The 6,307-nt window shown below is 64.2% G+C and carries 2 protein-coding genes; both read left to right on the plus strand.

Going from position 1 to position 6,307, the window contains the following annotated elements; genetic code table 11:
- Positions 1–265, plus strand: a 265-nt coding sequence (locus F2S13_RS28935; RefSeq protein WP_166367300.1) for a phosphopantetheine-binding protein, incomplete at its 5' end; no start/stop codon positions are given.
- 15 nt (positions 266–280) lie between these two features.
- Positions 281–6,307: non-ribosomal peptide synthetase (locus tag F2S13_RS28940; RefSeq protein WP_166367301.1), on the plus strand; the 6,027-nt coding region annotated here is incomplete at its 3' end.

Consider the following 6,307-nt stretch of genomic DNA (forward strand, 5'->3'; position numbering starts at 1 on the left):
CCTCGATGACCACTTCTTCGAACTGGGCGGGCATTCCCTGCTGGCCGTGCAGACGGTTTCACGGCTCAAGCGTGAATTCGATCTCGACATTGGCGTGCGCGAGCTGTTCGAGCGCCCGCAACTGGAAGCCTTCGCCGGCTTTGTCGATGCACTGCGCCCGCGGGCCCAGGCCGCGCTCCAGGAACTGCAAGACGATATCCATGCCGCATTGGCGCAACTCGACGGACTGTCGGCCGACGAACTCGAAGCCCTGCTGGCGGAATAGGACAGAACTGAATTTATGCAAAACCTGATCGCTTCCCTCAAAGACCTGGCCCCTGAAAAGCGCAAGGCGTTGGCCGCGCTGTTGAAGAAAAAAGGTATCGACCTGTTTGCGCAGATGCCCATCAACCCGGCTGATCGCAGCCTGCCGCTGGCCTTGTCCTATGCCCAGCAGCGGCTGTGGTTTCTCACGCAGCTGGAACCGGCCAACAGTGCCTACAACATTCCAGGCGCCCTGCGCCTGCGCGGCCGGCTCGATCAAGACGCCCTGCAGAAGGTGTTCGATGGGCTGGTGGCACGTCATGAAAGCCTGCGCACGCGTTTCATGGCCGATGCTGATGCCAATGCGCAGCCACGGCAGGTGATCGATGCGCCGACCCCAGTGGCCCTCACGCACATTGATTTGCGCGGGCAGGGCGCCGAAGCCCTGGCCGCCGCCGTCGAAGCCGAAGCCTTGCAACCCTTCGACCTGGCGGGCGGTCCCTTGCTGCGGGTCACCTTGTTGACCCTGGCCGATGAGGAGTACGCGCTGCTGCTGACCTTGCACCACATCATCGCCGATGGCTGGTCGATGAAAGTGCTGGTGGACGAATTCGCTGCCGGTTACAGCGCTTGCGTTCAAGGCCATGCGGTGGACCTGCCGGCGTTGCCGGTGCAGTACGCCGACTATGCCCAATGGCAGCGCGAGTGGCTCGAAGCTGGCGAGTTGCAGCGCCAGCTCGATTACTGGAAGGCCCAACTGGGCGATACCTCGCCGGTGCTGGAATTGCCGTGGGACTTCCCTCGCCCGGCGCTGCAAAGCTATCGCGGTGCCCGGCAGCGTCGCGTGCTCGGCGAAGGTTTCGGTCAACGCCTGCGCCAGTTCGCCCAGGCCCAGGGTTCGACGACTTTCCAGGTACTGCTGGCGATCTTTGCCGTCAGCCTGCAACGGGCCAGTGGCCACAGCGATCTGCGTATCGGCGTGCCGACGGCCAATCGCAATCGGCTGGAAATCGAGGGCTTGATCGGCCTGTTCGTCAACACCCAGGTGCTGCGCTGTGAGGTGGATAACCACGGCAGCTTTGCCAACCTGCTGGAGCAGGTACGCGAACGTGCCCTCGGTGCCCAGGCCAATCAGGACCTGCCGTTCGAGCAACTGGTCGAGGCCCTGCATCCGGAGCGCAGCCTGAGCCACAATCCGCTGTTCCAGGTATTGTTCAACCATCAGCGCCAAGGCTTTGGGGCACTGGCCCACTTGCCGGGCCTGACCCTGGAAGCCCTGGACCAGGAAGAGACCTCTGCGCAGTTCGACCTTGGCCTGGACAGCAGCGAAGACGACAGCGGTCGTATCGTGCTGTCGTTCACCTATGCCGTGGACCTGTTCCTGCCTGCCAGTATCGAGCGCTTCGCCGAACGCTTTGAAGCCTTGCTGCGTCAGGTGATCGAGCAGCCGCAACTGCCTCTGCTGCAGTTGGCGTGGCTCACCGATGAAGAGCAGCGGCAACTGCATGCCTGGAGCCAGTCGGCGGGCGTCACCCCGAGCCTGCCACTGGTGCACGACGCCATCAGCGAACAGGCCGCTCTGCGTCCGGACGCCATTGCGCTGGTGTGCGGCGACCGCTCGCTGGCCTTCGCCGAGCTGGAAAGCCGTGCCAACCAGTTGGCCCACCGTCTGATCGCCCTGGGCGTAGGGCGGGAGACCCTGGTCGGCGTGGCACTGGACCGTTCGCTGGAACTGATCCTCGCGCCGTTGGCGATCATCAAGGCCGGCGGCGCCTACGTGCCGCTGGACCCGGAATACCCGGCCGAACGCCTGGCCTACATGGTCAAGGACTCGGGCCTGCAGCTGGTGCTGACTGATTCGATGCTGGCACTGGAATGGCCGGAAGGCGTGCAGGCATTGGCGCTGGATCAACTGGATATCAGTCGCGAATCTCCCGAAGCCCCGGCCGTGGCGATCGATCCGAAACAACTGGCCTACATGATCTACACCTCCGGCTCCACCGGCCAGCCCAAGGGCGTGACCGTCGAGCACGGCCCGTTGAGCATGCATTGCCGCGCCGCCGCCGAGCTGTACGACATGAGCGTCGACGACATCGCCCTGCATTTCGCCTCGATCAGCTTCGACGGTGCGGTGGAGCAGTGGCTGTCGCCGATGATGTTCGGTGCGCGCCTGGTGCTGCGCGGCCCGGGGCTGATCTCGGCCGAGCAGAGCTACCAGACTCTGGTGGATGAGCAGGTCAGCATCGCCTATTTCCCCACCAGCTATGCCCACCAGTTGGCCGAATGGGCTCTGGCCCATCCACAGGATTTAGCGCTGCGCTCGTGCACCATCGGTGGCGAAGCGGTGTCGCGGGAGACCTTCGAGCTGCTGCGCCGTGGTCTCAAGGCGCAGCGCATCATCAACGGCTACGGCCCGACCGAAACCATCGTCACCCCGACCCTGTGGCGCGCCGACGGCGATGTGGCGTGCGACACGCCGTATGCGCCAATTGGCCATGCCGTCGGCAACCGCACCCTGTACGTGCTCGATGCCGACCTCAACCTGTTGCCGCCGGGCATGGCCGGTGAGCTGTATATCGGTGGTGAAGGCCTGGCGCGGGGTTATCACCAGCGTCCGGACCTGACCGCCGAACGCTTCGTGCCGGATCCGTTTTCTACCGAGGGTGGCCGTCTGTACCGCTCCGGCGACCGCGTGCGCTGGCTGGCCGATGGCAGCCTGGAATACCTGGGGCGCATCGACCAGCAGGTCAAGGTGCGCGGTTACCGCATCGAGCTGGGCGAGATCGAAGCCCGTCTGCAAGCCCACGCCGACGTCGGTGAAGCGGTGGTGGTATTGCGCGACAAGCGCCTGGTCGGTTATGTGGTGTCGAGCCGCGATGACAGTCTGGCCGAGGAGCTGAAAGCGCAACTCAAGGACGCGCTGCCCGACTACATGGTGCCGAGCAAGATCCTGGTGCTGGAACGCTTCCCGTTGACCCCCAATGGCAAGGTCGACCGCAAGGCGCTACCGGAGCCAGTGTGGGAAAGCCAGAGCTATCAGGCCCCGACGACTCCAGAAGAACAAGCCCTGGCGGCGATCTGGCAACAGGTATTGGGCCTGGAGCAGGTCGGTTTGCACGACAACTTCTTCGAGCTGGGCGGCGACTCCATCGTCTCGATCCAGGTGGTCAGCCGTGCGCGGCAGGCCGGCCTGGCGCTGACGCCGAAAGACCTGTTCCAGCATCAAACCCTGCAAGCGTTGGCACGGGTGGCCAAGCCGGTCGAAGGACAACGGGCCATCGATCAGGGCCCGGTCAACGGCGAGCTGCCGTTGACACCGATTCAGGCCTGGTTCTTCGAGCAACCAATTCCCCAGCGTCACCACTGGAACCAGTCGATCCTGCTCAAGGCGGCGCAACCGCTGGACAGCCAGGCGCTGAACAATGCTTTGCAAGCCCTGGTCGTCCACCACGATGCCCTGCGCCTGAGCTGGCAGCAGCACGGGGACAGCTGGACCCAAAGTCATCGCGACCTCAGCGAACAAGCGTTGCTGTGGGAACGGGAGGCGACTACAGCAGAAGAAATCACTGCCCATTGCGATGCGGCACAGGCCAGTCTCGACCTGCAAAACGGCCCGCTGCTGCGCGCCGTGCACATCCGCCTGGCCGACGGCACGGCCCGTTTGCTGCTGGTAGTGCACCACCTGGTGGTTGACGGCGTGTCCTGGCGCATCCTGCTGGAAGACCTGCAAACGGCCTACGCCGGTCAACCCTTGCCGGCCAAGACCAGCGCCTACAAGCACTGGGCCGAGCACCTGCAAGCCTTTGCCCAAGGCGAGGTGCTGCAAGCGGAAGTGGCGTACTGGCAACAGCAGTTGGCCGGCCCATCCGACCAGTTCCCTGAGGACGGTACACCGGGGGCGGGCATCGAAAGCCTGACCCTGACCCTGGACAAGACCCGCACCGCGCAGTTGTTGAAAACCGCGAACGCGGCCTACCGCACACGCATCGATGACCTGCTGCTGACGGCCCTGGCGCGCACCCTGTGCCGCTGGAACGGCCAGGCCAGCGTGCTGGTCGACCTGGAAGGCCACGGCCGCGAAGAGCTGTTCGCTGATCTCGACCTGACCCGTACCGTCGGCTGGTTCACCAGCCTGTACCCGGTACGCCTGAGCACCAACGCCGAGCTGGCGATGGCACTAAAGGCCAGCAAGGAAACCCTGCGCAATCTGCCGCACAAAGGCCTGGGGTTTGGCTTGCTTCGCTACCTCGGCACGCCGCAGGCACAAGCCGCGATGCAGGCACTGCCGCGTGCCGAAATCACTTTCAACTACCTGGGTCAATTCGACGGCAGCTTTGCTGAAGATGGGCTACTGCAACCGGCCAGCGAGTCGGCCGGTCGTGAAGAGGGTACTGCATCCGGCCCGGCGCGACGCCTGGAAATCAACGGCCAGGTCTATGGCGGCGAGCTGAGCCTGAGCTGGCGCTTCGATGCCTCCCGCCACAGCGCTGCCAGTGTGCAGGCGCTGCTGGACGAATACCGCCAGGAGCTGGATGCGCTGCTCGACCATTGCCAGGATTGCGCTGCGGGCGGGGTGACGCCAAGCGATTTCCCGCTGGTGCGCCTGAGCCAGGCACAACTCGACGGCCTGCCGCTGAGCGCAGGCGAAATCGAAGACATCTATCCGCTGGCACCGATGCAGCAGGGGCTGTTGTTCCATTCCCTGTACGCGCCCGAGGCCGGCACTTACGTGAACCAGCTGTGTGTGGATGTCGATGACCTTGATGTGCAGCGTTTCCGCGCCGCCTGGAATGTCGTGCTGACGCGCCACGGAATATTGCGCACGGGTTTTGTCTGGCGCGGTGATTTGCCCGAGCCATTGCAACTGGTGCGGCGCCAACTCGAGGTGCCACTGCAGGTGCTCGACTATCGCGGTCGGGACGATGTGCAGTCGCAGTTGCAGCAATATGCAAGCGCCGACCACGCCCGCGGCTTCGAATTGGGCGAAGCGCCCTTGCTGCGTCTGACCCTGATTCGTTATGAGCCGCAGCGCCATCGGCTGATCTGGACCAGCCACCACTTGCTGCTCGATGGCTGGAGCAGCGCGCAGCTGATCGGCGAGGTGTTGCAGGCCTATGCCGACCCGCAAAGCCTGCGGCCGGTGGCTGGCGGTTATCGTCAATATATCCAGTGGTTGCAGGCGCAGGATGCTGTGGTCAGCGAAACCTTCTGGCGCGAGCGCCTGAGCCTGCTCGATGAGCCGTGCCTGTTGGCCAATACTATCGCCGCGCCCGCAGCGGGAGAGGGACCAGGCAATTGGAAACAGGCGATGACCGCTGAACAGACGGCGCGTCTGCAAGCCTTTGCCCATCGTCAGCGGATCACCCTCAACACCTTGGTACAGGGTGCGTGGTTGCTGTTGCTGCAACGCTATACGGGACTTGAGTGTGCATGCACCGGCGTCACGGTGGCCGGGCGACCCACGCAGCTGGAAGGTGCCGAATCCTGGCTGGGTCTGTTCATCAATACCTTGCCTTTGCTGGTGAAACTCGATGGCGAGCAGGCGGTGGGCGAGTTCCTGCGCAGTCTGCAGGCCGACAACCTGGCTCTGCGTGAGCACGAACACACGCCGCTGTACGCCATTCAGGGTTGGGCCGGGCAGGGCGGGCAAGGCCTGTTCGACACGCTGGTGGTGTTCGAGAACTACCCGGTGGATGCCGCATTGCGTCAGGCAGCGGACAGCGGCCCGCGCTTCGGTCCGCTGGAGCAGTTGGAAATGACCAACTATCCGCTGGCCCTGACCGTGAACCTCGGCGAATGCCTGGAGATCGGCTACAGCTATCACCGTTCGAGCTTCGATCAAGCGACGCTGATGCGCCTGGACGGGCAACTGCGGCAGATCCTGCTGAACATGGCCCACGACGCTGACGTTGCCCTGGGGCGTATCCAGCTCAATGATGAAGCCGCGTTGCAGCAACTGGCCCAGTGGAGCGAAGTGCAGCAGAGCTTCCCCGACTTCGTGCCAGTGTCGACGCGCATCGCCGCCCAGGCCGCCTTGCGCCCCGACGCCGTGGCGATCAGTCAT

Source organism: Pseudomonas akapageensis (assembly GCF_011355085.1).
GTDB lineage: Bacteria > Pseudomonadota > Gammaproteobacteria > Pseudomonadales > Pseudomonadaceae > Aquipseudomonas > Aquipseudomonas akapageensis.